The organism is Streptomyces antnestii, from assembly GCF_004005495.1.
Classification (GTDB): domain Bacteria; phylum Actinomycetota; class Actinomycetes; order Streptomycetales; family Streptomycetaceae; genus Streptomyces; species Streptomyces antnestii.
Genome location: NZ_RZYA01000015.1, coordinates 41,055 through 66,195, shown reverse-complemented (window position 1 = coordinate 66,195; position 25,141 = coordinate 41,055). Strand labels below are relative to the sequence as shown.

The 25,141-nt window shown below is 69.0% G+C and carries 21 protein-coding genes, 1 tRNA gene and 1 pseudogene; 6 read left to right on the top strand and 17 right to left on the bottom strand.

The genetic code is table 11. The annotated features are described in order from the left end of the window. Positions 1-380: 380 nt before the first annotated feature. From EOT10_RS27270 to EOT10_RS27205, 14 genes are all read right to left on the bottom strand, one after another. The gene (locus EOT10_RS27270; RefSeq protein WP_127830993.1) at positions 381-1,031 is read right to left on the bottom strand and encodes an arsenate reductase/protein-tyrosine-phosphatase family protein; all 651 of its coding nucleotides are present in this window, start codon (positions 1,029-1,031) and stop codon (positions 381-383) included. After that, positions 1,028-1,675 carry an L-threonylcarbamoyladenylate synthase gene (locus EOT10_RS27265; RefSeq protein WP_127830992.1) on the bottom strand — a complete coding sequence of 216 codons (648 nt, stop codon included), beginning with the start codon at positions 1,673-1,675 and terminating at the stop codon, positions 1,028-1,030. Before EOT10_RS27265 ends, EOT10_RS27270 begins: the two co-directional genes overlap by 4 nt. Before the next feature lie 47 nt (positions 1,676-1,722). Next, positions 1,723-2,562: a peptide chain release factor N(5)-glutamine methyltransferase gene (gene prmC, locus EOT10_RS27260; RefSeq protein WP_127830991.1), complete on the bottom strand. Its 840-nt coding sequence runs from the start codon at positions 2,560-2,562 to the stop codon at positions 1,723-1,725. Positions 2,563-2,646: 84 nt separating this feature from the next. After that, complete coding sequence (gene prfA, locus EOT10_RS27255; protein WP_127830990.1) at positions 2,647-3,723, bottom strand: peptide chain release factor 1; 1,077 nt, start codon at positions 3,721-3,723, stop codon at positions 2,647-2,649. A gap of 141 nt (positions 3,724-3,864) precedes the next feature. Then, on the bottom strand, positions 3,865-4,083 hold the full coding sequence (rpmE, locus tag EOT10_RS27250) for a 50S ribosomal protein L31 (RefSeq protein WP_127830989.1): 219 nt from the start codon (positions 4,081-4,083) through the stop codon (positions 3,865-3,867). Between the two features lie 147 nt (positions 4,084-4,230). Then, positions 4,231-5,355, bottom strand: a complete 1,125-nt coding sequence (locus EOT10_RS27245) for an LCP family protein (RefSeq protein ID WP_127830988.1) — start codon at positions 5,353-5,355, stop codon at positions 4,231-4,233. Between the two features lie 192 nt (positions 5,356-5,547). Next, positions 5,548-7,281 carry a trypsin-like serine protease gene (locus EOT10_RS27240; RefSeq protein ID WP_223281235.1) on the bottom strand — a complete coding sequence of 578 codons (1,734 nt, stop codon included), beginning with the start codon at positions 7,279-7,281 and terminating at the stop codon, positions 5,548-5,550. Between the two features lie 142 nt (positions 7,282-7,423). Continuing rightward, positions 7,424-9,460 (bottom strand): transcription termination factor Rho, encoded by a 2,037-nt coding sequence (rho, locus tag EOT10_RS27235; protein WP_127830987.1) that lies wholly within the window; start codon positions 9,458-9,460, stop codon positions 7,424-7,426. Positions 9,461-9,838: 378 nt separating this feature from the next. Continuing rightward, a complete protein-coding gene (thrB, locus tag EOT10_RS27230; RefSeq protein WP_127830986.1) occupies positions 9,839-10,756 on the bottom strand; it encodes a homoserine kinase in 918 nt (305 codons plus the stop codon). 331 nt (positions 10,757-11,087) lie between these two features. Next, positions 11,088-12,146, bottom strand: coding sequence for a threonine synthase (gene thrC / locus EOT10_RS27225; protein ID WP_127831111.1), 1,059 nt, complete (start codon positions 12,144-12,146; stop codon positions 11,088-11,090). Between the two features lie 15 nt (positions 12,147-12,161). Further along, positions 12,162-13,454, bottom strand: coding sequence for a homoserine dehydrogenase (locus EOT10_RS27220; protein WP_189492133.1), 1,293 nt, complete (start codon positions 13,452-13,454; stop codon positions 12,162-12,164). A 143-nt stretch (positions 13,455-13,597) separates the two neighbouring features. Continuing rightward, positions 13,598-14,989 carry a diaminopimelate decarboxylase gene (gene lysA / locus EOT10_RS27215; RefSeq protein WP_127830985.1) on the bottom strand — a complete coding sequence of 464 codons (1,392 nt, stop codon included), beginning with the start codon at positions 14,987-14,989 and terminating at the stop codon, positions 13,598-13,600. A 19-nt stretch (positions 14,990-15,008) separates the two neighbouring features. Then, a complete protein-coding gene (gene nrtL / locus EOT10_RS27210) occupies positions 15,009-16,076 on the bottom strand; it encodes an ArgS-related anticodon-binding protein NrtL (RefSeq protein ID WP_127830984.1) in 1,068 nt (355 codons plus the stop codon). A 113-nt stretch (positions 16,077-16,189) separates the two neighbouring features. Continuing rightward, a complete protein-coding gene (locus EOT10_RS27205) occupies positions 16,190-16,669 on the bottom strand; it encodes a response regulator (RefSeq protein ID WP_127830983.1) in 480 nt (159 codons plus the stop codon). A gap of 156 nt (positions 16,670-16,825) precedes the next feature. Between EOT10_RS27205 and EOT10_RS27200 the strand changes: the two genes are divergently transcribed. Together EOT10_RS27200 and EOT10_RS27195 are read left to right on the top strand one after the other, a co-directional pair. Further along, positions 16,826-16,897, top strand: a tRNA-Arg gene (locus EOT10_RS27200). A gap of 164 nt (positions 16,898-17,061) precedes the next feature. Further along, on the top strand, positions 17,062-17,811 hold the full coding sequence (locus EOT10_RS27195; RefSeq protein WP_127830982.1) for a hypothetical protein: 750 nt from the start codon (positions 17,062-17,064) through the stop codon (positions 17,809-17,811). Between the two features lie 107 nt (positions 17,812-17,918). Here the strand turns inward: EOT10_RS27195 and EOT10_RS27190 are convergent. Beyond that, positions 17,919-18,686: pseudogene (locus EOT10_RS27190) on the bottom strand (tyrosine-type recombinase/integrase); the annotation flags it as partial. Positions 18,687-19,497: 811 nt separating this feature from the next. Here EOT10_RS27190 and EOT10_RS27185 point away from each other — a divergent pair. Together EOT10_RS27185 and EOT10_RS27180 are read left to right on the top strand one after the other, a co-directional pair. Beyond that, positions 19,498-21,213: a hypothetical protein gene (locus tag EOT10_RS27185; RefSeq protein ID WP_127830981.1), complete on the top strand. Its 1,716-nt coding sequence runs from the start codon at positions 19,498-19,500 to the stop codon at positions 21,211-21,213. Further along, entirely contained in the window at positions 21,210-21,593 is a 384-nt protein-coding gene (locus EOT10_RS27180) for a hypothetical protein (RefSeq protein ID WP_127830980.1), read from the top strand. Before EOT10_RS27185 ends, EOT10_RS27180 begins: the two co-directional genes overlap by 4 nt. 283 nt (positions 21,594-21,876) lie before the next feature. On the opposite strand, the gene EOT10_RS27175 is transcribed toward EOT10_RS27180, so the two are convergent. Together EOT10_RS27175 and EOT10_RS27170 are read right to left on the bottom strand one after the other, a co-directional pair. After that, positions 21,877-23,079: a damage-control phosphatase ARMT1 family protein gene (locus EOT10_RS27175; RefSeq protein ID WP_127830979.1), complete on the bottom strand. Its 1,203-nt coding sequence runs from the start codon at positions 23,077-23,079 to the stop codon at positions 21,877-21,879. 12 nt (positions 23,080-23,091) lie between these two features. Then, complete coding sequence (locus tag EOT10_RS27170; protein WP_127830978.1) at positions 23,092-23,712, bottom strand: TetR/AcrR family transcriptional regulator; 621 nt, start codon at positions 23,710-23,712, stop codon at positions 23,092-23,094. Positions 23,713-23,828: 116 nt separating this feature from the next. Here EOT10_RS27170 and EOT10_RS27165 point away from each other — a divergent pair, with 116 nt between their 5' ends. Further along, complete coding sequence (locus tag EOT10_RS27165) at positions 23,829-24,680, top strand: class I SAM-dependent methyltransferase (protein WP_127830977.1); 852 nt, start codon at positions 23,829-23,831, stop codon at positions 24,678-24,680. An 83-nt stretch (positions 24,681-24,763) separates the two neighbouring features. Beyond that, entirely contained in the window at positions 24,764-25,129 is a 366-nt protein-coding gene (locus EOT10_RS27160; protein ID WP_127830976.1) for a PH domain-containing protein, read from the top strand. Positions 25,130-25,141 lie beyond the last annotated feature (12 nt).

Here is a 25,141-nt window from a genome sequence, read left to right as displayed (position 1 = left end):
GTAGGCCCGCCCCGCCCGCCCCGCCCGAAAGCCGGGTACGAGCGGGTGTAGCGGCAGCCGGAAACACCCCACAGAGCCACCACCGCACTCACGCCCGCGGGAGCACCCGCCAGAGCCACCACCGCAGTTGCACGCGCGCAGGAACCCCCGACAGAACGCCACCGCTCTCACGCGCGCGGGGGCCCCCGCCAGAACCACCGCCGCAGTCACACGGCGCGGCAACGCCCTACAGAGCCACCATCGCAGTCACGCCCGCGCAGCAACCCCCGACAGAGCGTCACCGCCCGCACCCACACACGTGCAGCACCCCGACAGAGCCTCACCGCCCGCACCCACATACGCGCAGGAACCCCTGTCAGCGCGCCGCCACGGCCCCGCGCTCACATCCGCGCAGGCACGCCCGTGAGTGCCGTCACCACCGGTTCCAGCGCCTCGTTGATCTCGTCTCCGACCGAGCGGAAGAACGGGAGGGGGGCGCCGTACGGGTCGTAGACCTCGTCCGCTTCCACGCTCGGGGCCAGGAGCCACCCGCGTAGAGCCGCCGCCGCGCGTACCAGTGCGCGTGCGCGTTCGACCACGCCGCCGGCCGCCCCGTCGAGGGGATCGGGCAGCGTGGCCGGGTCTATGGCCTGGACGAGGCGCGTGAACTCCTTCAGCGTGAAGGTGCGCAGGCCCGCGCTGTGGCCCATGGAGATGACCTGGGCGCGGTGGTCGCGGGTGGCCGTGAGGACCAGATCGGCGCGGATCACGTGGTCGTCGAGGAGCTCGCGGCCCACGAAGCCGGAGGCGTCCGCCCCGTAGTCCGCGAGGACCGCCTCGGCGTTGGCCTCCATGGGCGCGCCCTCGTGCCCCCAGGTGCCCGCGCTCTCGACGATGAGGCCGCGCACGAGGGGGTCGCCGAGCCGGTCCGACAGGGCGTGCCGGGTCAGCCGCTCGGTGATCGGCGAGCGGCACACGTTGCCGGTGCTGACATGGAGGATGCGGAAGGAGTCCCCGTTGCCTATGCCACGCCCCGTCTCAGGGGCTGTCAATTCGCCACCTCGAGGTCGGGTACGACCTTGCGCAGCTCGTCCGCGGTCAGGGCACCCGCGCGCAGGAGCACCGGAACCTTCCCGGTCACGTCGACGATCGACGACGGGACGATGCCGGGCGTGGGGCCGCCGTCCAGGTAGACGGAGACGGCGTCGCCGAGCATGTCCTGCGCGGCGTCGCAGTCCTCGGGGGCGGGATGCCCGGTGAGGTTGGCGGAGGACACGGCCATGGGGCCGACCTCGGTGAGCAGCTCGATCGCGACCGGGTGCAGCGGCATGCGGACGGCGACGGTGCCACGGGTCTCGCCGAGGTCCCAGGCGAGGGACGGCTGGTGCTTGGCGACGAGCGTGAGGGCGCCCGGCCAGAACGCGTCGACGAGTTCCCAGGCCATCTCGGAGAAGTCCGTGACGAGCCCGTGCAGCGTGTTCGGGGAGCCGATGAGGACCGGGGTGGGCATGTTGCGGCCGCGGCCTTTGGCCTCCAGGAGGTCACCGACCGCCTCGGGCGTGAACGCGTCGGCGCCGATGCCGTAGACGGTGTCGGTGGGCAGCACGACGAGCTCGCCGCGGCGGACCGCGGACGCCGCTTCACGCAGACCGGTCGTACGGTCCGACGCGTCATTGGTGTCGTATCGCCGAGCCATTTAGCGGGCCTCCTCGTACACGTACTGCTGGCTTGAAATCACGGTCGTCACGGCATCGCCTTGCGGGCGGTGGCGAAGCGCGGGCGGTTGTTCAGGTCGGGGTGGTCGGCGGCGTCGGCCCAGCCCCGCTCCTCGGTGAAGATCCACGGCACCTGGCCGCCCTGGGTGTCGGCGTGCTCGACGACGACGACGCCGCCGGGCCGCAGCAGGCGGTGCGCGGTGCGCTCGATGCCGCGGATCAGGTCGAGCCCGTCCTCGCCGGAGAACAGGGCGAGTTCGGGGTCGTGGTCGCGGGCCTCGGGGGCGACGTACTCCCACTCGGTGAGCGGGATGTACGGCGGGTTGGAGACCACCAGGTCGACCTGGCCGTCGAGCTCGGGGAAGGCCTCCAGGGCGTCTCCCTGGCGCAGGTCGACCCTGGACCCCTCGACGTTCTTGCGCGTCCACCGCAGGGCGTCCTCGGACAGCTCCACGGCGTGTACGCGCGAGCGCGGGACCTCCTGGGCGAGCGCGAGCGCGATGGCGCCCGAGCCGGTGCACAGGTCGACGATGCGCGGCTCGACGACGTCCATGGCGCGTACGGCGTCTATGGCCCAGCCGACCACGGACTCCGTCTCGGGCCGCGGCACGAACACGCCGGGGCCCACCTGGAGTTCGAGGTATCGGAAGTAGGCGAGCCCGGTGATGTGCTGGAGCGGCTCGCGGGCCTCGCGGCGCGCGATCACCTCCCAGTAGCGGGCGTCGAAGTCCGCGTCCTTGACCGTGTGCAGCGCGCCCCGCTTCACGCCGTGCACGAACGCGGCGAGTTCCTCCGCGTCGTTGCGCGGCGAGGGCACGCCCGCGTCGGCGAGGCGCTGGGTGGCCTGGGCGACTTCCGCGAGCAGCACGCTGCGGGGGTTCGGGGGTCGCCCCCCAAGATGTTGCTGCACGCTGGTCCCTCCGGGGCTGAGCTGGTCTTCTTCTGGCGTGGCTTAGGCGGCGGCGAGCTTGGCGGCCGAGTCGGCGTCGACACAGGCCTGGATCACCGGGTCGAGCTCACCGTCGAGCACCTGGTCCAAGTTGTACGCCTTGAAACCGACGCGGTGGTCCGAGATGCGGTTCTCCGGGAAGTTGTACGTACGGATCTTCTCGGAGCGGTCGACGGTGCGGACCTGGCTGCGGCGCGCGTCCGCGGCCTCGGCCTCGGCCTTCTCCACGGCCGCGGCGAGGAGCCTGGAGCGCAGGATACGCATCGCCTGCTCCTTGTTCTGGAGCTGGCTCTTCTCGTTCTGGCAGGAAGCGACGACTCCGGTGGGCAGATGTGTGATGCGCACCGCGGAGTCCGTCGTGTTGACGGACTGGCCGCCGGGGCCCGACGAGCGGTAGACGTCGATGCGGAGGTCGTTCGCGTGGATCTCGACGTCGACCTCCTCGGCCTCGGGCGTCACGAGGACACCGGCCGCGGAGGTGTGGATACGGCCCTGCGACTCGGTCGACGGCACACGCTGCACGCGGTGCACGCCGCCCTCGTACTTCAGGCGGGCCCAGACGCCCTGGCCGGGCTCGGTCGCGCCGTTGCCGCCCTTGGTCTTGACGGCGACCTGGACGTCCTTGTAGCCGCCCAGCTCGGACTCGGTGGCGTCGATGATCTCGGTCTTCCAGCCGACGCGCTCCGCGTACCGCAGATACATGCGCAGCAGGTCGCCGGCGAACAGGGCGGACTCGTCGCCGCCCGCGCCGGCCTTGACCTCGAGGATGACGTCCTTGTCGTCGTTGGGGTCCCGGGGGACCAGGAGGAGCCGCAGCTTCTCGGTGATCTCCTCGCGCTGCTTCTCCAGGTCCTTGACCTCGGCGGCGAAGTCCGGGTCGTCCGCGGCGAATTCGCGGGCGGTCTCGATGTCGTCACCGGTCTGCTTCCAGGAGCGGTAGGTGGCGATGATCGGGGTCAGCTCGGCGTAGCGCTTGTTGAGCTTGCGCGCGTTCGCCTGGTCGGCGTGGACCGCGGGGTCCGCGAGCTTCTTCTCGAGATCGGCGTGCTCACCGATGAGGTCCTCGACGGCCTCGAACATCTCCGGCTCCTGAAGTGAGGTACAGCGAAAGGGAACGGCCACGGGCCGGCGGGGAAGACCCCCGGGCCCCCGGCCGACCAAAAAAGCACGCCGGTCCAGGCCCGCCCCGAAGGGCGGCCGTGGACCGGCGCAAGTGGCTCGCTACTTGGCGGCAGCAGCCTTGCCGAAGCGGGCCTCGAAGCGGGCCACGCGGCCACCGGTGTCGAGGATCTTCTGCTTGCCCGTGTAGAACGGGTGGCACTCGGAGCAGACCTCGGCACGGACGGTGCCGCTGGAGATCGTGCTGCGGGTGGTGAACGTCGCGCCGCAGGTGCAGCTGACCTCGGTCTCGACGTACTCGGGGTGGATGTCGCGCTTCAAGGTGTCTCCTATGTTCTCGGAGGGTTCCGGGTCGCTTCCGCGGATTGCGGGAGCGTGAACCGGGACCGACGTACCAGTCTGCCAGGACTGGCCGTATCCCCCAAAACCGGGGTCGGGGCGCAACTATTCCCGAAGGGTCACCTGGAACTAGTGGCTGGTGACGACGGAGCCCGCGGCGCCCTTGTCCCCGGCGGAGTCCCTGGTCGCGGCGGCGGGGATCGGCCGGTCCGTCCGGAGGGCCGCCCAGACCTTCGCGCCCTCCTTCTCCAGCGGGAGCACGCGGTTCGGGTTCTGGGGGTCGTACTGGACCGGGAGCGTCACCATCTTCATGTCGCCGGCGCCGATGCCCTTGAGGCCGCTGGCGAAGCCGGCGAGTTCCTTGACCGAGTTGAGGTCGGAGTCCGTGGTGACGGTGCTGGTGGCGGTGTCCGCGAGGTCGTACAGCTTCGTGGGGCTGGTGAAGACGCCGACGTCCTTGATCTGCTTGATCAGCGCCTTCATGAAGGCCTGCTGCAGCTGTATTCGGCCCAGGTCGCTGCCGTCGCCGACGCCGTGCCGGGTGCGGACGAGGCCGAGCGCCTGCTCGCCGGTGAGGGTGTGCTTGCCGGCCGTCAGGTGCAGATGGCTCTTGTTGTCGTTGATGGCCTTCTGGGTGGTGATGTCGACGCCGCCCAGGGTGTTGATGAGCTTCTTGAAGCCCGAGAAGTCGACCTCGACGTAGTGGTCCATGCGGATGCCGGACATCTTCTCGACCGTCTTGACGGCGCAGGCCGGGCCGCCCACCTCGTACGCCGTGTTGAACATCTGCTCGCTGCCGCCCGCGACCGCGTTCCCCCGCGAGTCGGTGCAGGTGGGCCGGGTGACGAGGGTGTCCCGCGGTATGGAGACGACACTGGCCTTCTTGTGGCCCTTGTACACGTGGACGACCATCGCGGTGTCGGAACGGGCGCCGCCCTGGTCCTTGCCGTACTTGGCGTTGGCGCCGGAGCGCGAGTCGGAGCCGAGGACGAGGATGTCCATCGAGCCGTTGTCGACGTTCGCGGGGCGGTCGGTGCCGAGCGCGGCGTTGATGTCGACGCCCTTGAGGTTCCCGTTGAGCTTGAAGTACAGGAAGCCGGCGCCCGCGCCGGCCACGACGACGAGTCCGGCCGCGGTGCAGGCCGTGATGACGAGGGCCTTGCTGTGCTTGCCGCGCGGCTTGCGCCGCTTGCCCCCGGCGCCCCGGGTGCGGCGGCTGGGATCGGTGCTCGCGTGACTGCTCTCGTCGGCCATGTGTCCCTCGGTCCTCAATTGCTCGGTGGTCGGTTACCCCCTGGGGGCAGGGTCAGGCTCGATCGGACGTCTCTTGTCGTCAGACGTGGAAACCGGAAGAAGGGTTGCACAACGCGCTGTGCCCGCCGCGAGTGACGCGACGGGCACAGAGTGTGGCGGTGACGGCCAGTCACCCGGCTCTCACCTGGGGATTTATCCGAACACGTTGTACTGCGTGTAGCCGGTCCCGATCTTGATGCGTGTGGCAAAGATCTCCGAGGAGGCGGTGCCCGTGCCCGGGTACAGGTAGAGCGTCCCGCCGGGCGTGCGCGCCACGAAGTCGGCCTTGCCGTCACCGGTCACGTCACCGGGCGCCGCGAACGCGTTGTAGCCGTCCCAGGTGCGCACCTGCACCCCGGCCTCGAAGGGCGCGGCCGCCTTGCCGGTGCCCTTGAGGAGATACAGCTTGCCGCCGCTGCCGCGCGCGATCAGGTCGCTCTTCCCGTCGCCGGTGAAGTCGCCCTTGCCGCGCAGGGAGTTGAAGACCTGGTAGCCGCTGCCAACGGTGGTCCGGGTGCCGTACGTCCCGTCGCCCTTGCCCGGGTACAGGTAGAGCGCTCCGCCGGAGGTCACGGACAGCAGGTCGGGGAACCGGTCGCCGGTCACGTCGCCGGGCGCCACGATGAACTTCCGCGTCGACCAGTCGCTCGCGATCTTCGTGTCCGTGTACGTGGAGCTCGACGCGGAGCGGTGGCGCCAGTAGACGGCGCCGTCGGACCTGCGGCGGACGATGAAGTCCTGGTACCCGTCGCGGTTCATGTCGGCCTGGAGGACGAGGTTGTACGCGCTCCAGGACCCGCTCAGCGTCTTGCGGGCGGCGAACCCGCTGCCCGTGGACTCCTTGACGTAGCCCTGGCCGCCGGTGGCGGCGCGCACGAAGAAGTCGGCCTTGCCGTTGCGGCTGATGTCGGTGTCGTCGATGCGCGGGCGCACCTTCGCCTGGTACGTGGAGACCTTGGTGAACGCCTCGTACGTGCCGGAGACGTTGCAGACCTGCGTGCCCTGGCTGATGCCCCAGGAGACGATGCCGACGACCTTGCCGCCCACGACGAGCGGGCCGCCCGAGTCGCCGGGGCACGTGGTCTTGCCGGTGCTGTCGTCGCCGGTGCCGAGCTGCCCGGCGCAGATCATCTTCCCGGCCTGGAAGTACGGGTCGAGGTTCTGCGTGCACGCGTCGTCGGAGTTCAGCGGCAGGGTGACCTTCTGCAGCTGGGACGCGATGGTGGCGGTGTCCTCGTTCGAGCCGGTCAGGCCCCAGCCGTAGACGGTGGCGCCGGTGCCCGCGGTGTAGAGCGCGCTGTCGTCGGCCCCGGCCAGCTCGAGGGTGGTCTGGGCGACCGGCTTGGCGAGGGTGAGCAGGGCGACGTCGTTCGTGATGGCGTCGGGGTCGTAGCCGTCGCGGACCCAGCTGCGGGTGACGTCGATGTACGTGGCGCCGTTGCCGGCGACGGTGACGCTCTTGCTGGTGCCTACGGCGACTTCGCCGTACTTGCCCCAGTCCTGCCGGTTGCCGTTCTCGTCGTGCAGGCAGTGCGCGGCGGTGAGGACCTTGTTGGGCGCGACCAGGGTGCCGCCGCAGACGAAGTAGGAGCCGCCGGAGGGGTCGTTGTAGACGAGCTGCACCATCCAGGAGGCGGCGCTGTCGGTGCCGCCGATGATGCGGGGCGTGACGGTGCGGTCACCGCTCGGCGACGGGGACGACGTCGTGGGCTCCGCGGTCTTCGCGCCGGGCGGCGGCTGCACGACCCGGCCGGCGTCGGACTCCCCCGCGTACGACGTGACGGCGAACGCGCCCGCGCCGATCAGCGCGAGGCCCGCCGCCGCGGCCGGCAGCACCTTGCCGAGTCTTCGCCGGTGCCGGCCGGGCCCGGATATCGAAGTGTCCACGCAAGTCCCCCCTGGGAGCGATGAGTTGAACGCTTGATGAAGAGCGCGATCGTACAACTCACCGCGGACACCACGAAGGGCCGCCCCCGTCACCAGCGTGACGGGGGCGGCCCTTGGGTGGTGCCGCCTATCGGCGAAGCACTCAGTCGTTGCCGTTGCCCGGCGTCGGCGTCGTCTTCGCGATCTGCATCAGGAACTCGGCGTTCGACTTCGTCTGCTTCATCTTGTCGAGAAGCAGCTCGATGGCCTGCTGCGAGTCGAGCGCGTGCAGCACCCGGCGCAGCTTCCAGACGATCGCCAGCTCTTCCGAGTTGAGCAGGATCTCTTCCTTACGGGTGGAGGACGCGTCGACGTCCACCGCCGGGAAGATGCGCTTGTCGGAGAGCTTCCGGTCGAGCTTGAGCTCCATGTTGCCGGTGCCCTTGAACTCCTCGAAGATCACCTCGTCCATGCGCGAGCCGGTGTCGACCAGCGCGGTGGCGAGAATGGTCAGCGAGCCGCCGTCCTCGATGTTGCGCGCCGCACCGAAGAAGCGCTTCGGCGGGTAGAGCGCGGTCGAGTCGACACCACCGGACAGGATGCGGCCGGAGGCGGGCGCCGCCAGGTTGTAGGCACGGCCCAGACGCGTGATCGAGTCGAGCAGGACGACCACGTCGTGGCCCAGCTCCACGAGACGCTTGGCGCGCTCGATGGCGAGCTCGGCGACCGTGGTGTGGTCCTCGGCCGGGCGGTCGAAGGTCGAGGAGATGACCTCGCCCTTCACCGACCGCTGCATGTCGGTGACCTCTTCCGGACGCTCGTCGACCAGGACGACCATCAGGTGGCACTCGGGGCTGTTGACGGTGATCGCGTTGGCGACCGCCTGCAGGATCATGGTCTTGCCGGTCTTCGGCGGGGCCACAATCAGGCCTCGCTGGCCCTTACCGATCGGCGACACGAGGTCGATGATGCGGGTGGTCAGGACGCCCGGGTCGGTCTCCAGACGGAGCCGGTCCTGCGGGTACAGAGGCGTGAGCTTGTTGAACTCCGGCCGCCCGCGCCCGGATTCGGCCGCCATGCCGTTGGCCGAGTCGAGGCGGACGAGCGCGTTGAACTTCTCGCGACGCTCGCCGTCCTTGGGCTGACGGACCGCGCCGGTGACGTGGTCACCCTTGCGCAGGCCGTTCTTGCGGACCTGGGCGAGGGACACGTACACGTCGTTCGGGCCGGGCAGGTAGCCGGAGGTCCGGATGAACGCGTAGTTGTCGAGGATGTCCAGGATGCCCGCGACAGGGATCAGGACGTCGTCCTCGGAGACCTGCGGCTCGTTGCCGAAGCCGGCCTCGTCGCGGCCACGACGGCCACGGCGGTCGCGGTAACGGCCACGGCGGCCGCGGCGGCCACCCTCGTCGTCGAAACCGTCGTCCTGCGGTCCGTTGTCCCGCTGGCGGTCCTGGCGGCCGCCGCCCTGCGGCTGACGGCCGGCGCCCTGGTCCTTGCCCTGCTCGTCGCCCTTGCCGCGGCGGTCACCGCGGTCGCCGCGGTCACGGCCGCCGCGCTCACCGCGGTCACCGCGGTCACGACGGTCGCGGCGCTCACGACGGCCCTCGGCACCGTTGTCACCGGCGTCGCCGGCCTTGGTCTCGCCCTGGGCGTCCGTGCGGGTCTCGGTCTTCGCCTCGGCCGTGACGGTCTCGGGGCTGCCGGCCTCGGAGGTGGCACGGCGGCGACGGCGCTCGCCGCCCTTGTCGTCGCTCGCAGGCTGACCGGGAATCTCGATCGACTGCTGGGCGACGGCGGTCTTCGCGGCCTTGCCGGCCTTGGCCTCGTCGGTCGTGGCGGCGGGGGCGGCGGTGCCGTTCGCCGCGGCCTCGTCGCCGGTGCGCGCCTTGGAGGCGGCACGGCGCTTGGGCTTGGTCTCGGTGGTGTCGGCGCTCTTCGCGGGAGCGCCTCCCCCGGCCTGTGCCTCCTTGATGACCTCGATCAGCTGGCTCTTGCGCATACGCGCGGTGCCCCTGATACCCAGGCCGGATGCGACCTGCTGGAGCTCGGCCAGCACCATGCCGTCGAGGCCGGTACCGCGGCGCCGCCGGGAGCCCGAAGCACCGGCAGCAGGCGCAGCAGAGGCATCCGCATCGGCGGAGGGCGCGGCAGCGGAGCTGTCGGCGCTCACGCCCATCAGATCGGTGGTGTCGCTCACGAAGGGTCCTTCCCTGGAGCGGACGTCGGCCTGTCTGGCTCGGCGACCGGTTGTGCTGTCCGGCAGTGGTCCTGTCCGTATGGACCGTGCCGGGGCGGTGGTCCGCCAACGCGGCGGAAGAATTCATTGGTGACGGCGATTCCCGAAGCCGCGGGTTCCACTGGAATGTCTGTGTCACCCGGCTCGGTCACACCGGTTCCGGAGCATGCTCGCAACGGCTCAGTGCACGGCACAGAGCAATTTGCGGGGCTCCCGGAAGAATGGTTGTCCCGGACGGGGACACACAGCACCTCGCCATGGATGGGTCGGGTGCAGACTTGAGGTTAACACTACCGGATCCAACAAATATTCCCCCTCTCGAATTCCGGCAACCGGGTGTCAGTGAGCAAGCGGCAGCACGCTCGCTCCGTCGACATCGAGGTCGAGGCGGTTCGCCGCCCATCCCTCGCCGGCCAGCCGGGCGACCTTGTCGGCCGTCTCCTCCTGCACGAGGGCCATGACCGTGGGGCCCGCCCCCGAAATCACCGCGGGGACGCCGTCGGCCCGCAGCCGCTCCACGAGTGCGACGCTCTCCGGCATCGCGGGAGCCCGGTACTCCTGGTGGAGCCGGTCCTCTGTGGCGGGCAGCAGCAGCTCGGGGCGCCTGGTCAGGGCCTCGACGAGCAGGGCCGCCCGGCCCGCGTTCACCGCGGCGTCCACATGGGGGACGCTGCGCGGCAGGAGACCGCGCGCGGTCTCCGTGAGTACCGGCTTTCCCGGTACGAAAACCACCGGAACGATGGAACTCGAGGGATCCATCCTGATCGCCCGGGCCGCTCCGCCGTCCATCCAGGAGAGCGTGAAGCCGCCGAGCAGGCAGGCCGCGACATTGTCCGGGTGCCCCTCGATCTCGGTCGCGAGCTCCAGGAGGGCCGCGTCGTCGAGGCGGGCGTCACCGCCTATGGTCACGGCGCGCGCGGCGACGATGCCGGCGCAGATGGCGGCGGACGAGGAGCCCAGGCCACGGCCGTGCGGGATCCGGTTGGCGCAGACGACCTCGAGGCCGCGCGGCTGTCCGCCGAGCAGGTCGAAGGCCGTGCGCAGGGAACGTACGAGCAGATGCGACTCGTCGCGCGGAAGGGTCTCGGACCCCTCACCTGCGATGTCGATGTTCAGGCCGGAGTCGGCGACGCGGACCACCACGTCGTCGTAGAGACCCAGCGACAGGCCGAAGGCGTCGAAGCCCGGGCCGAGGTTGGCGCTGGTGGCGGGGACGCGCACCCTTACGGCGGCGGCGCGGAAGGCGGGACCGGCCATCGCTCGATGACACTCCTTGAGCTGCGGTGTTTGCGGGGTTTCCGAAGGTGTTTCGAGAGATCCGATGATTGCTGCCCGTATCAGAACCCGAAGGCCGCTACGGCGGTGACGACGCCTGCGGCACCGCGAAAAGTCGTGCGGCGGAGTGGGTTCGGTACAGCTTATCGAAGGAAGGTTCTGTGGCGACATAGGGCGCACAGGAGGCGCACGATGCGTGTCGCAAGCCCCCTGTGCACCCCCTGTACGGAGTTGCGCGGTAATGCGGCGGTTCTGCGGGTGATCCCCGCTGGTGGTTCTGCGCCAGGCCGGGGCCTGGTGATTCCGCTGGTGGTTACGCCAGGCCGAGGCGCTGGGCGGCGGTGGCCGCGTCGACCGGGACGGTGACCGGCTGCGGGGCGCCGGCGACGGCCCAGTCCGGGTCCTTGAGGCCGTTCCCGGTCACGGTGCAGACGATCTTCTGGCCCGGGTCGACCTTGCCCTGCTCGGCGGCCTTCAGCAGACCGGCGACCGAGGCGGCCGACGCCGGCTCGACGAAGACACCCTCCTGGGACGCCAACAGCTTGTAGGCGCGCAGGATCTCACGGTCCGTCACCTCGTCGATGAAGCCGCCGGACTCGTCACGGGCGGCCAGCGCGAAGTCCCACGACGCGGGGTTGCCGATGCGGATCGCGGTGGCGATCGTCGACGGGTCCTTGACGACCTCGCCGCGCACGATGGGCGCGGAACCGGAGGCCTGGAAGCCCCACATACGCGGCGTGTGCGTCGCGATGCCGTCCGCCGCGTACTCCTTGTAGCCCTTCCAGTACGCCGTGATGTTGCCGGCGTTGCCGACGGGCAGGACGTGGATGTCGGGGGCGTCGCCGAGCGCGTCCACGATCTCGAACGAGGCGGTCTTCTGGCCCTCGATGCGGTACGGGTTGACCGAATTGACCAGCGCCACCGGGTAGTTCTCGGAGAGGCTGCGGGCCAGGTTCAGGCAGTCGTCGAAGTTTCCGTCGACCTGGAGGATCTTCGAACCGTAGACGAGCGCCTGGCCCATCTTGCCGAGCGCGATCTTGCCCTGCGGGACCAGTACGGCGCAGACCATGCCGGCGCGCACGGCGTACGCGGCGGCCGACGCCGACGTGTTGCCGGTGGAGGCGCAGATGACGGCCTTCGCGCCGTCCTCCTTGGCCTTCGTGATCGCCATCGTCATGCCACGGTCCTTGAAGGACCCGGTCGGGTTGGCGCCCTCGACCTTGAGGTGGACCTCGCAGCCCGTGCGCTCGGAGAGCACCTGGGCGGGCACGAGCGGCGTGCCGCCCTCGCGCAGCGAGACGACCGGCGTGGTGTCGGTCACCGGGAGCCGGTCCCGGTACTCCTCGATGATGCCGCGCCACTGGTGGGTCATTCCGGTCATTGCTCGTTACTCCCCTTCAACACGCATGATGCTGGCGACACCACGCACGGTGTCGAGCTTGCGCAGCGCGTCGACGGTCCCGGTGAGGGCCGCGTCCGCCGCGCGGTGGGTGACGACGACGAGGGAGGCCTCGCCGTCCTTGCCCGATTGGCGCACCGTGTCAATGGATACGCCGTGCTCGGCGAAGACCGTAGCGACCTGGGCGAGGACGCCCGGCTTGTCGGCCACGTCGAGGCTGATGTGGTAGCGCGTCACGACCTCGCCCATGGGCGAGACGGGCAGCTGGGTGTAGGCGGAGTCACCGGGGCCGGTGGCCTCGCCGAGCTTGTTCCGGCAGACCGCCACGAGGTCGCCGAGCACCGCGGACGCGGTCGGCGCGCCGCCGGCCCCGGGCCCGTAGAACATCAGCTGACCCGCGGCGTCGGACTCGACGAACACGGCGTTGTACGCGCCGCGCACGGAGGCGAGGGGGTGGTCGAGGGGGATCATCGCGGGGTGCACACGCGCGGTGACGGACCCCCCGTCGGCGGCCCGCTCACAGATGGCGAGCAGCTTGATGGTGCAGCCCATCTCCTTCGCGGAGGCGAAGTCGGCGGCGGTCACCTCGGTCATGCCCTCGCGGTACACGTCGTCGAGACGTACGCGGGTGTGGAAGGAGATCCCGGCGAGGATGGCGGCCTTGGCGGCGGCGTCGAAGGCCTCGACGTCGGCGGTCGGGTCGGCCTCGGCGTAACCGAGCGCGGTGGCCTCGTCGAGGGCCTCCTGGTAGCCGGCGCCCGTGGTGTCCATCTTGTCGAGGATGAAGTTCGTCGTGCCGTTGACGATGCCCATCACGCGGTTGATCTTGTCGCCGGCGAGGGACTCGCGCAGCGGGCGGATCAGCGGGATGGCGCCGGCGACGGCGGCCTCGTAGTAGAGGTCCCTGCCGTGCTGCTCGGCGGCGGCGTGGAGGGCCGCGCCGTCCTGGGCGATGAGCGCCTTGTTCGCGGAGACGACGGAGGCGCCGTGCTCGAACGCGGTGGTGATGAGGGAGCGGGCGGGCTCGATGCCGCCGATGACCTCGACGACGACGTCGATGTCTCCCCGTTTGACCAGGGCGGTCGCGTCCGTCGTCACGAGCGACGGGTCGATGCCCTCGCGCACCTTCGACGGGCGGCGGACGGCGACCCCGGCCAGTTCCACGGGGGCGCCGATCCGGGCCGCGAGGTCGTCGGCGTGCGTCGTCATGATGCGCGCCACCTCTGAGCCGACTACCCCACAGCCAAGGAGCGCCACCTTCAGCGGACGCGTACGCATCATCGACCTACGCCTTTCATTCGGCCCAGCTCATCGAGCTCGGCCTGCTAGATACTGCCAATACGCCAATACTGCTTCAGTGGACCAGTCTCACCCACCGGACCGGGGTTTCTGCCCCCGGTCCGAATCCTGAGACGCATATTTCATTATCCGACGTCGAGACGCAGGAGATCTTCCTCTGTCTCACGCCGGACGATCACCCGGGCCTCACCGTCGCGTACGGCGACGACGGGCGGGCGAAGCGCGTGGTTGTAGTTGCTGGCCATGGACCGGCAGTACGCGCCGGTCGCCGGCACGGCGATCAGGTCACCCGGCGCCAGGTCGGCGGGCAGGAACGCGTCCTTCACGACGATGTCACCACTCTCGCAGTGCTTGCCCACCACGCGGACGAGCATCGGCTCCGCGTCCGAGCGCCGAGACACCAGGGCGACGGTGTACTCGGCGTCATACAGGGCGGTCCGGATGTTGTCGGACATGCCGCCGTCCACGGACACGTACGTACGCAGCGTCTCGAGCGGCTTGATGGTGCCGACCGTGTAGAGCGTGAAGGCGGTCGGGCCGACGATGGCGCGGCCCGGCTCCACGGAGATCCGCGGCGTCCGCAGCCCGGCCGCCTCGCACTCGCGCGTCACGATCTCGTTCAGGGCCTTCGCGATCTCGTGCGGCTCGCTCGGGTCGTCGTCGCTGGTGTACGCGATACCGAGACCGCCGCCGAGGTCGATCTCCGGCAGCTCGATCCCGTGCTCGTCCCGCACCTCGGCGAGCAGCGACACGACGCGCCGCGCGGCGACCTCGAAGCCCGCCATGTCGAAGATCTGCGAGCCGATGTGGCTGTGGATGCCGATGAGCTCGATGCCGTCGAGCTTCAGCGCCCTCCGTACGGCCTCGGCGGCCTGCCCGCCCGCGAGCGCGATGCCGAACTTCTGGTCCTCGTGCGCGGTGGCGATGAACTCGTGGGTGTGGGCCTCGACGCCGACGGTCACGCGGATCTGCACGGGCTGGCGCTTGCCGAGCCGCTCGGCGATGTGCGAGACGCGCACGATCTCCTGGAACGAGTCGAGCACGATGCGCCCGACCCCGACCTCGATCGCCCGCTCGATCTCGGCCTCGGACTTGTTGTTGCCGTGGAAGGCGATGCGCTCGGCCGGCATGCCGGCGGACAGCGCAGTAGCGAGCTCCCCGCCCGAGCACACATCAAGATTGAGCCCCTCCTCGTGCAGCCAGCGCACCACGGCGCGGGAGAGGAACGCCTTGCCGGCGTAGAACACGTCGGCGTCCGTCCCGAAGGCGTCGCGCCAGGCGCGGCAGCGGGCCCGGAAGTCGTCCTCGTCGAGGAAGTACGCGGGCGTGCCGAACTCCTCGGCGAGGCGCGCCACTTCGATGCCGCCCACGCTGACGGCGCCGTCCGGCGTACGGGCGACGGTGCGGGACCACACCTTCGCGTCGAGGGCGTTGAGATCGGCGGGCGGAGCGGCGTAGTGCCCCTCGGTGAGGACGTCGGCGTGACGGGGCCCGGCGGGGTGTGCTGAACGGCTCATGACTGTCTTCTGCGCTCTCTCAGAGATGTTCGGGTGCGTCGATACCGAGCAGGGACAGGCCGCCGGCGAGCACCGCCCCGGCGGCTTCGGCGAGCGCGAGCCGGGCGCGGTGGGCGGCCGAGGGTTTCTCCTCACCCTGCGGCAGCACCGTGTGCTGGAACGCGAGGAACGCGTCGGCGACAAGGACGAGATGCCGGGCGAGCCGGTCGGGGGCGTGGTGGCGCGCGGCGAGGGCGAGGGCTTGGGGGTACGCGGCGAGGGCGGCCTCGCCGGATGCGAGCGCGCCGGTGGCCGTGGCCGTGGTGTCGGTGGTGTCTGTGGTGTCTGTGGTGTCGCGTACGTCGCCGGGTTCGGCGGTGAATCCGAGGGCGGCGGCGTTACGGGTCAGGGCCCGGGTGCGGGCGTACGCGTACCGGACGCGGAAGAGGGGGTTGCTCTCCCGCTGCGCGAGATGCTCGCCGGCGATACGGGGCCGGTCGTGCGCGGCGGGCAGGAGCAGGGCCCAGCGGGCGGCGTCGCGACCGAGGACGACGGGGTCGGAGGGGGCGGGCACGGGCCGCAGCTGCACGATCCGGGCGCCGCCCGGCCCGGCCGACTCGTCGTGGCTATGACTGTGGCTGTGGCTGTGGCTGACGTGGGTGTCGGCGCCCTGGGTGGCGAGGATCCGGCTGACCGAGTCGGCGACGACCTCGGCCCGGACCTCGTACGGAACGCGCAGCTCGAACCGCTGACCTGCGAGAACGTCACTGTGCCCATAGCGGCCGCCCCGGGCGAGGATCTCGCGGACGAGGGCGCCGCGGTCGTCGGCGGCGAGGGTGAGATTGAGGAATCCGGGGCCGGTGACCTCGACGCCGGCGATGCCGGGGCTGCCGGCGAGGCGACGCGACAGAAGCTCGGCGACCTGCCGGGGCGCACGTCCGGCGGGCCCGGCGAGCTGCAGCGCGACGTTCGTGGAGTAGTCCCCGCACCCACCGGGCCGGGGCCGCTCGACCGCGGCCCGTGCCGGAACGGCCACGTTCAGCTCACCGTCGTCGACCGCGCGGCGCACGGCGCGCAGGACGGTACGGGAGAGCTCCACGGGGGTCATGGGACAAGCGTATGGGAGGAAGGGGGTGGGTAAGCGACCCGGTTTACGCGATGGTCCGCCATACGGACACGTCACGCTCCCCCGGCCATGCGCCCGACCACGCGCCCGGGTGGTCAGCCCCCGGTACGCCCGGCCCGCTCGGCCTCTTCGGCGCCACGCCCGCCGTCGGCCCCGCGCTCGGCCAACTGCCGTACGACGCGGACGAGTTCAGTGGGCTCGAAGGGCTTGGCCAGAAACGAGTCGACGCCGACATCGAGCCCGGCCTCGACCTCGTGATGCGTACAGGCGCTGACGATGGCGATGGGAACACCCCGCGTATGAATGTCGGAGCGCAGCCGCGCGGCGGTCCTAAGGCCGTCGAGTCGGGGCATCACGACGTCCAGAGTGATCACATCAGGCCGAACCTGATGCACCACATCCAGACATTCGGCACCATCAGCCGCGGTCACGACCTCGAAGCCCTCCAGCTCGAGATTGACCCTGATCAGCTGCCGAATCACCTTGTTGTCATCGACAACAAGCACTCGGCCGGACGCGCCTGGCACAACTCGAGAGTAGGTCCGCCCGGGCCACCGCGTCCGGGTTTTCCCCACTTCCGCCCCGTACAGGGGACTACCCGCTCCGCCGGTTGCCTCCCACACCCCGCGCCCCCGTCCAGGACACCGCCCCAGCAGCGAAATAACTGTTCATGGGGACCCTGACGAAGCTGGTAGGGTTCTACCCGTCACCACGCCAGCCGCGGTGAACACGCCCCCGTAGCTCAGGGGATAGAGCAACGGCCTCCGGAGCCGTGTGCGCAGGTTCGAATCCTGCCGGGGGCACCTTGTATGAGGTGCCCAAAGACCCCGCCACCAGCGCTTTCGCTGAGGACGGGGTCTTCGCGTTTGTGCAGGCGTGTGCCGCCCGAAGCGGCTCTATGTCGAGGTCTGTGGACGAGGTGTGGACGGGATCTATCGTGCCGCGCTCGGCTGCTTAGATCATCGGCATGACGGACTGGTCTCGGCTCCACCACGCCTACGGCACGGCAGAAGATGTCCCCGGCCTGCTGGACGCAGTGGGTCCTGACGCGCAGGACCCCGGCTGGAACAAGCTCTGGTCCCGGCTGTGCCATCAGGGCACCGTCTACTCGGCGAGCTACGCGGCCTTGCCCGCTCTGACCGAGATGGCGCGTGAGTGGTCAGCGGTGGACCGGAGGATGCCCCTGTACCTGGCCGGCTCCATTGTGGCCAGCACAGATCAGCCATACGGCGACGAGGATCCGCAAGAGACCTACGCCTCTCAGATCTCCGACCTGGCGCAACTCACCGAGGAAGCTCTCCAGGACCAGGGACTCACCAACGACCCCACGAATTACATCGATTTGCTGGGCACACTGCTGAGTTTCCAGGACGTCGAGGTCTGGGGCGAGCAGTTCGACGGGCTGAACGACGAGGAGTACGAGGTGCCCTGCCCCTCGTGCAGTGCGCAGAACTTCATAGTCTTCGGCAAGTACGGATTCTTCTCCACCACGGACAGCATGTACATGGAGCCCACCACCAGGGCGAGGCAGGTGCCGCTACGGCCTCAAGCCCCCGCAGCTTTGGAAGGGCTGGCCCAAAGGCTCTACTCCCGCGCACTCGCCGACGGTCAGCCGGATATCGCACGCAAATTGACCTACGTCTTCGGTAATGCCCAGTGCGCCGAGTGTGATGCGATCTTCTGCGTCGAGGAAGCCGTCGTCGCCCAGTGGGGCTGATGACACTGTGGCCACCAACCACTACAGCCGAATCTGTCGGAGTCAGCCCGAGAACAGCAAAGCCCCTGGACAAAACTCCAGGGGCTTCGATCATGAGGCAGGCCGTGTCACTCGTACTCGCGGAGCAAGTCCTCGATGCGCCGGTTGGCGACTTCTTGGCGCCCGTCGAGGCGCTTCGCATAGCGGCCCAACAGGACTTCGACGCTGTTGCCGGCGCGCTCGGCTACCTCAGTGGGATCAACACCAGCGTTGAGCCAGGTCGACAAGGCCGAGTGTCGAAGGTCGTACGGGCGACTCGCAAGGGGTGACGCCGCTACGGCCGGTGGCAGGGCGAGAAGCCGAGCCTCCTGCCACACGCGGTAGTAGGTCGAGGACGGGACGACCGAGCCCTTCTCGCTGCAGAAGAGCCGCCCGTCGTCTGCCGGGCCGAAGGTGGCCAGATGCTCGCGAAGCACGGCGACGAGGTGGGGCGGGATAGGCACCCGCCTGACGTCCTCAGCAGGGCGGTTCTTGAGGCCGCGGTCGTCGTGAGCCTCCCCGAAGTCGGTCCACTGCTTGCCGACCGACGGGCGCGTTCGGTGGAGTAGAGCCGATCCCCAGCCCAGTTCAGGGAGGGTCAGATCAGTCTCGACAAGGCCCACCGCCTCAGCCGGCCTCCACGAGGCGCCGACCACGAGCACGCCGGTGGCTAGCCACATAAGAGACGGCCGCCAGGAGATTCCAGGCCTGCTCCGGATTGGCGACAACGCGGGGGCGACCTGGTTGGACACCTTCGGTTTCTGCCAGCGGACAGCCGTGATGGGGTTCTCGCGCAGCTCCCCCAGGCCGACCGCTTAGTTGGCAGCGTTGACGAGCGTTCGCCGCATATGCAACACCCAGCCCACGCTCTCCAACATCTGCACCGAGGAGTCAGGATCCAAGCCCAAGGCCGAGCGCCCGCCCGAGCTGCCTCGGGAGGAATCATTCATTGCCCAATGCCCGCGCCACCACAGTTTCGCCGTCGCGGCCTGCTCTGACGGATGGTACCGGCAGCGTGGCTGAGGCCGGTGGGTTGAACGCAACCTCAGAGGCGGAATCTTCGCCGAACCCTTCTCACTTCCTTCGTAAACTCACGAGCAGCGGCATCATCTGGAGTGTTACGCAGACGAAGGTATCGACCGCTCCAGGGAGCCAGCGGTACTGGTGCGCGCGAGTGCTGCCGGTGGCCGCGAGGTCTTCCATGGTCATGAGCAGTGCGGCCTCATGGTCGGCGACGGACGACACCTAGCTGAAGCCAGTTGGATGCTGCTGGGCGATGCACGAGGTGCGGGGTATCGACCGTGCGAGCGCTGTGGAACTCCCATCATCTAGAGCTCAACTGCCTCGTACCACTCTCGGCCGACCGCCTCATTTTCCGTCTCATTCAGTACGTCCAACTTTAGGGCAGCCGTCGGCAATTCTTGACGGTTGTTGTACAGCAGCGGAGTACAGCGGCCGCAGCCTCCACCAACAGCCGTCAACGGCCGACCGACCAACCCGTTAGCCCCAGGTGACCTCCCAGCCGTGAGTTCGAGACCTGGCGCCACTGATCCTTCCTTGTCTGCCGCTTTTGTTGTAGTTGGTGCTGTAGTCAGAACCTGGCCTGCACGGCAGCATGGTCCTCCCAGCGGCAGGGGGCCGCTCATAGGACGGGGGCGAGCGCGAGGCATGGGGTTAGGCAGAGAGCTCGGCAAAGACGCGGACAGCTCTGCGGCCATCGGCATCTCGATTGTCAGCGCACCTGCCGTACCACTCGGTAGCGCTAACGGCGCGCACGGCCACGGGCTGGATCAGACGGAGACGACACGTCTGCTGAGTGCAGCGGCCTACCTACGGCCCGACTCTCCCGCGGAGTTCCGGGCATGGCGGCAGAACGAGTGGGCCAAGCTCAGGAAGCGGATGACGCCAGGCTTCATCAAAGTGTGGCTGGAAAAGAAACGGGAATCGGAGAAGGACGCCGACGCGGATGCGTTGCCCGAAAAGCCGCAGCCGAAGGTGATCATCGGAACCGACTACGTTCGCTGGGTACGCGACCGCGTGGCCAACGGCCGCCCGGTCCCGGCCTTCGGCTTCGAGCTCACGCCCGTCGTCGAACGCTGCACAGCCGCCGAGCATTTGCTTTACATACGGCGGGCTGTCATGGCTCTTGCCATCCTGGCCGGACTGGCTTGCCTGTACACCTCAGCCGCCGAATGGACGCTTGCCGTAGTGACATTGGGTATTTGGGCCGCCTTCTACCTCGACCGGCTCCTCGCCCACCGCCACTTGATACGGGTGACCGAAGAATCCGACGAATCGAGTACCAAAGCGCGCGTCCTGACCCGGAAGAGCCGCCGCGCTCTAGACGCCGTCAGACAGCTCAAGTTCGGCACGGTCATTCCGTACGTCACCGAAATGCGCGCAGACAGCCCCAGGTACCACTTCGTCGGCGCAGGCAAAGTCTGGTACGAGGCCCAGATCGGCATCGATGTCCTGCCCGCCCAGCCAAAGCCGAAGAAGGACCGTACACCTGGCCCCGCCATCCCGAGTCCCCGCTTCGAAGACCTTTTCGCCCCGGACGGGCCAGAACCAACCGGCGTCAAGCAATTTACCCCGGACAACCTACTTGCCCACGTCGTGAGCCAGCTCAAGCGAGGTACGGCACCCATCCCCGACTTCCACCCAGACAACCGGCTCGAAGCGTATGGCGTCGCCGCGATCTCTGCAGAGCGCTGGAAAGGCATCACTCCAGAGCAGTGGACGTCACTGAACGTCCTAGCCGAACAGGGCCCCCGGGCCGTCGGTGCGGAACGCGCTCCGAAGGTAGCCCGCCGGTTCCTGTGTGCCCGGGTCATCTCATGGGACGGTGAACTGGTCGCTTCGGTCTTTGTTGGCTTCGCCTACGAGGACCACTACCTGCGGGTCACTGTCCGCCCTCACGTCATCAACCCCCTCCACCCCACTCTGCGTGCCGCCGACGGCTCGGCCGCTGGCTCAGGCTGGTCTTGGCACCGCCACACCTGGCTTGCCTCGGCCGTGGATATGGTGCTGATGCTCGCGCAGTTGTTCAATCCCAATAAGGGCCGGCTGCACCCCGAACTCGACGAGCAGAAGGGACCAGTGAGTCTGCGCGAGGCATACTCAACCCGGTACATGGACGACATGCTCCAGTACGACGACGCGCGCCGCTACATCGAGATGATGCAACGGCGCATCTTCGACTCGGTCGAGCAGTTCCTCGTCGATCACAATGTCGACATCGGGTCCTATCGCGAGCAGACCACGGTCATTCTCCAGAACTCCGGCGTCATCAACTACGGCGAAATGGGCTCCGTGCAGAACCAGCCCGGAGCGGTCGGCTCGCAGATGAACGCTCGGCCACCAACGGCAGGAGGCAAAGCGTGATCCGCAGGAACAGCCAACCCTCAGGCGACAACTCCGGCGTCGTGAACTACGGGGCGATGGGGAACGTCCAGAACCAGCCCGGTGCCACCAACTCCCTCCAGAGCCAGACCAACACCGGCGCTGGCCCAGATCAGCTGAAGGAATTCAGCGCCCTGCTCGACCGAATCCGACATCAACTGGCGGCTGAGCAAGGCCGCGTCAACGACTACCAGCAGTGCGTCGTCCTCCTTGACCTCACCACCCAGCAGCGCCTCGACGACACCGGCGGCCGTTCCACGGCCACGACCATGCTGGAACAAATCCTGGTCAAGTGCGACGGTGTACCCGGACTTGTATCCCTCCTTACCTCTGCCCTGTCCCTGATCGCCACCATCGCCTGACGTCGGCCGACCGTCCACCGGAACGTTGGTACGGCTCCGTTGCCGTGCCAAAGCTGCGAGCTAACGGTGATCGGATAGACCGTGGACCACCTGTGGACAAGCCCCGCCTAAACGAGCCCACGTAGGGCCCTGATCTGCTGCGTTACCCGGGCACGAAAGGCCCTCCGGAGCCGTGGGCGCAGGTTCGAATCCTGCCGGGGGCACTTCGTCAGGGAGTGCCTGAGACCCCGTTGTCAGCGGAGACGCTGATAACGGGGTCTTCGTGTATGTGGCGTGGTCGTCGTCAAGGGTTTGTGTGGCGGACCTGGATCACTGCGTGTTCTCCCGTTGTGCGCCAGGTGGGGCCTTCTGTGGTGGTCAAGGTGTGTTCCGTCTTTTCGTCGAGGCCCACGATCACGTCCGACTTGAGGGTGCGCAGGGCTGCCGGTGGGGACGGGAAGTAGGACGTGGGGGTGGGGAACGGGGTCGTGGCGGGCCAGGCCCGGTCGCCCACCAGGCGGCGGTAGTTCAGGTCTCCCTTGAGGATCGTGAGTGTCGCCGTCGCGAAGTCGGCCCTCAGGTCGTCCGGCATCGACGCATAAGGGAGTGGGGCGCAGGCGAAAGGGTGCGTGCGGAGGCTCAAGTGGCCTGTCGCGGTCGCCTGCCACAGGCGCGTGCCCGTCTCGCCCGCCTCGCCCCGCGCTTGTTTGAGGTGGTTCAGGGCGTCCAGCACGTCCGTGGGGGTCGCGTCGGAGACGTAGTACGGGTGTGGCTTCACGTGCAGGATCACCCGGGCCGCGTGTGCGTGGCGCAGGAGGTGGTCGATGAGGAGGAGGTCGGGGACCAGTTCCCGGCCCGCGTTGTCCGCCACCAAATGAACCGTGTTCCCCGCTCCGGGCGGCAGGAGCGACCACAGGTGGTCCGAGTCGTCCGCGAGGAGTGCGGACGACGTGGTTCCGGCGGGGGTCCTCGTCAGCTGGAAGCCCAGGTCCGCGCGGTTGCCCCAGAGTGAGCCGTGGAGCAGGGCTCGCGCCTGGGTTTCCTGGGGCTCCTTCGCCAGGCGGTCCAAGGTCGCCAGTTCGGCGTGGGCCTCAGGGCTTTCCAACTCCGCCTGTTTGAACGGGCGGAAGGGGTCGACTCCTTGCCACGGACCGGGGCCGAAGTAGCCGACCGCGTCCAGCAGTCTGCGGTAGAAGTAGCTCTCCGCCCACAGGAACGGGGCGTCGAACCAGGACCGGCCCACGTGCTCGCCGCTCCCCCACCTCTCCCATTGTTCGCGGTCACCCTCCCCCGCTTCGGCCGGCAGCGGTTCCATCACCCCCGCCGGGTCCGTGCTCTCCCTCAGCAGCGCGTCCAGCGCCCGGTGCTGTTCCGGGCCGTACGGGAACGCGTTCCGTACGCGCTGGATCAGCGCCGGGTGCCGTTCGCGCAGCACCCCGTACGGGAACGAGCCGGGGGTGTTGCTTCGGATTTCGGGGGCGGAGGCGTCGTCGAGTTCTGTTGTCATGGGTCTGCCGGTTCAGGTGGTTGGGGTGGTTGGGGTGGTTGGGGTGGGGGTGGCCAGTAGCGTTTTCACCAGGTTTTTCGTCTGGGCTCGTGGGTCTTGGGTGGGGGGTTCCCAGGTCGTCATCAGTAGGTGGTGGACCGTTCCGACCAGGGCCAGGGCCGTTGTCGTCGTGTCCGTGGTCGGGGGGAGGCGGCCGGTGTTGATCTCCGCGTCCAGGTACGTCGTGATCGAGTGCTGGATCGCGTCGAAGCCCGGGGCGCCTGCCTTCAGCGCCTCGCGGATCCGCAGGGACGCCGCCGGGGTCGAGGCCGCGAGGCCCGCCGTCGTGGGGTTCAGGGACGTCAGGAGCGCGTGGCCGATCTCCGTCAGGTTGGCCGCCACCGTGGACTCGCCGGCGCGGGCCGGGAGGTCCTCCGCAAGGCGGGCCGTGCGTGCGAAGCGGGCCAGGACCAGTTCCGCGACGAGTTCGTCCAGGCCCTCGAAGTGCTTGTGCAGCATGCCCTTCGCGCAGCCCGCCTCCGTCGTGACCGCCCTGCTCGTCAGGCCCGACGGGCCCTCCCGGGCCAGGATCCGTTCCGCCGCGTCGAACAGGCGCTCTCTGACGTCGGGGATCGCTATGCCGCGCGGGGACATGAGGCCTCTTTCCTCGCCATTCGCTTGCCATGAGTTTGGGCGCTCGCCCATACTCATGTTTGGGCGAGCGCCCATTCTATGTCCGGGTCCGCCTGTCGCCACGAGAGGGTTTTGCCATGTCCCGAATCGTCAACGTCGATCAGTCTCAGGCCTGGAACGGGTATGACGGGGAGCACTGGGCTCGTCACCAGGTGCGCTGGGACGCCGTGAACGCGGAGTACAACCAGCCCCTTCTTGACGCCGCCGGCATTCGGTCCGGCGATCGCGTGCTCGATGTCGGGTGTGGGTCCGGGGTCACCACTCGGCTCGCCGCCCGGGCGGCGGGGCCTGAGGGGCGAGCCCTCGGGGTGGACCTGTCCGGGCCCATGCTGGCTCGGGCCGAGGAGATCGCCCGGGAGGAGGGGCCGGAGAACGTCGCCTTCGAGCAAGGGGACGTCCAGGTCCGGCCGTTCGACGCCGGGTCCTTCGATGTCGCCGTCAGCCGGTTCGGCGTCATGTTCTTCGCTGATCCCGTCGCCGCGTTCGCCAACATCCGGCACGCCCTGCGGTCCGGCGGCAGGCTGGCGTTCGTCTGTCCCGCCGAGCCCGAGCACAACGACTGGCTCCGGGCCTTCTCCGGACTGCGGGACATCCTGCCTGTCGGCGACTTCGGGGCCCCGGGCGCGGGCGGGCCCGGCATGTTCGCCCTCTCCGACGCCGATGCCACGCGCAAGGTGCTGGCCGGCGCCGGGTTCACCGACATCGAGGTGCGGCGCCTGGAGGTCTACGGGGTGTGGGGGCGGGACGCCGGTGACGCCGCCTCGTTCATCCTCACGACGGGTCCCGGGCGGCACGCGATGGACCAAGTCGGGGTGGAGGAGAAGGAGTTGGCTCGGCATGCTCTGGCCGACGCGCTCCGCGTCCACGAAGGTGAGGGTGAGGTGCGGATGAAGAGCGTGGGGCTTCTGGTCACTGCTCGCACGCCGTGACAGGCCCTCGCCGCCGGGGTGGTTCCCCTCGTAGAGTGTGAAGATCCCGTGCACACACGGGAGTTCGCCAACTGGGGGGCCTCATGGCACTGTTCGGAAACGCCCACACCATCGACCCCGCCGGCGCGCAGCAGGAGTACGCCAAGCTGCTCGGTCAGGGCGAGCAGGTGCACGCCGCGTACCTGCTCATCCGCGACACCATCCTCTTCACCGACCGGCGGCTCATCCTGGTCGACAAGCAGGGGATCACCGGCAAGAAGGTGGAGTACCACTCCATCCCGTACAAGAGCATCACGCACTTCTCCGTCGAGACCGCCGGTCACTTCGATCTCGACGGTGAGCTCAACATCTGGATCTCCGGCACCGCCGCGCCCGTCCAGAAGACGTTCAGCAAGGGTGTCGACATCTACGAGGTGCAGGCGATCCTGACGCAGTTCGTGGCTCGCTGAGCGGTCCGCCAT